This is a genomic window from Litorimonas sp. (assembly GCA_029936425.1).
Taxonomy (GTDB): domain Bacteria; phylum Pseudomonadota; class Alphaproteobacteria; order Caulobacterales; family Maricaulaceae; genus Litorimonas.
The window spans coordinates 1-1,654 of sequence record JAPYSU010000097.1 but is presented as its reverse complement, the minus strand read 5'-3'; the positions used below and the strand labels follow the sequence as shown (position 1 = coordinate 1,654).

Here is a 1,654-nt window from a genome sequence, read left to right as displayed (position 1 = left end):
TTGTCACTCCGCTCCTCAATGGAGGCAGATCCCCAATAACGTCTGAGGTAGTCAAAGTGGAGTGGATATCCCGCTGAAGAATGCGTGGTTGACGATTTCCCAGTACGCCTTTGCGTACCCCCAACAGAATCACTCGGTGACGCGTTTGGGGAATACCGAATTCCTCGGCCTTGATAAGATAACTCGAGTTGGACGGGTAGGCTCTATCCCCCAGCGCATCAGAATCAGGCAACGGAGTCGTCAGAGAATATATTTCGTAGTCCTCTCCCGAGGAATCACCCAGGCTTTTTGCAGGATTCTTAAGGTCCTTGAGAATCGAATCGAAAATCCGATTACCATGAACCTTTGCAGTCAAAATGCCACGCACGTTTTCCATGACAAAAACATCAGGCTCGACTTCTTTCAATACCTTGAGATACTCCTTGTAGAGAAAGTGTCGCTCGTCGTTTTCAGGCTGATAGCCTTCGATACCTCTATTACGAGCTCGCCCAACTACCGAATACGCCTGGCACGGAGGACCACCGATAACTATCCACTTCCCGGTATGTTGCTTCTTAACAGACCTGATACGATCGAAGATGGTGTTGTGATCTTTAGTTCCCAAACCCCGGGGAGCCCCAAGAGTCTCCTCTATGGCTGCTTCGCTTTGCGGTCTGAACTGATTAAAAAGATCCTCTCGCTGCGCTGGGTCGCCCCCCTTGACGTAATCGTAGTATTGGGACGGAACTTCACCTTTGTCAAACTGACGAAAGAAAGCTCGTAACGTAAGAGTTCGGTGAGCACTTGCTTCCTTTTCAACAGAAGCCACCAGCTTGAAAGGCCGCTTTCCGGCATCATCTTCATATGAAGAGAAACCTTCGCCCAAACCGCCAGGGCCGGCGAACAGATCAACGATATGTACCTTGTCACTCATATCTGGCGGAGGGCCCTCGCAAAAAGGTAGTAGGATACCAGTAACACCCTATAAAACCAGGTCTAAGATGAGCGATGTTGTCGATTCCCAGACCCGGTCCCGAATGATGTCCGGGATCAAGGGAAAAAATACGAAGCCCGAACTGACCGTACGGTCGGCTCTCCATGGAATGGGGTTCCGCTTTCGCCTGCATAGGAAAGACCTCCCCGGCCGACCAGACGTCATTCTTCCCCGTTATCGAGCAGTCATCCTGATCAACGGTTGCTTCTGGCACGGACACATGTGTTCGCTTTTTAAATGGCCAAAAACCCGAGAAGATTTTTGGAGGAAAAAAATTCTTGGTAATGCAAAGCGTGACCAACGTAACCAGTCCATGCTTATCGAGAAACACTGGCGGGTGTGCGTAATCTGGGAATGCGAACTTCGTTCTCAGCCGCCAGAAAAGATCGAAAAATTAATGAAACAGCTCGCCGAGTGGATCGAAGGAGAGGGAGAGCTTGTTGAGTTTCCGGAGCCCAGCCAAAATAGCCAGAAGTAACTCAGCTGTCTAACCAGCGGTTATGGAGCCAAAACGTCGCGCCTTGGTTTCCACCCACACTCTAAGAGTCTTTCGTAAACTGTCGGGTATTGCGCTAGTAATGAATCTCCTGCATTGCGGGTAGAATGGTTTCCGTTGAACAAACGATTAAGGATATATTCCGTGACGCTCTACACCGACACCCCGATGGGAAAGGCCGTACT

At 49.9% G+C, this 1,654-nt stretch carries 2 protein-coding genes; one reads left to right on the top strand and one right to left on the bottom strand.

Going from position 1 to position 1,654, the window contains the following annotated elements; genetic code table 11:
• Nucleotides 1-913: DNA cytosine methyltransferase (locus ACN0IC_RS15330; RefSeq protein WP_416879621.1), on the bottom strand; the 913-nt coding region annotated here is incomplete at its 3' end.
• A 67-nt stretch (nt 914-980) separates the two neighbouring features.
• On the opposite strand from ACN0IC_RS15330, the gene ACN0IC_RS15325 reads away from it, so the two are divergent.
• On the top strand, nt 981-1,451 hold the full coding sequence (locus ACN0IC_RS15325; RefSeq protein WP_416879620.1) for a very short patch repair endonuclease: 471 nt from the start codon (nt 981-983) through the stop codon (nt 1,449-1,451).
• Nucleotides 1,452-1,654: the final 203 nt, after the last annotated feature.

Bases quoted from the DNA above. Each gene is read 5' to 3' on its own strand.
- ACN0IC_RS15325 (WP_416879620.1), top strand. From the start codon at position 981: ATGAGCGATGTTGTCGATTCCCAGACCCGGTCCCGAATGATGTCCGGG.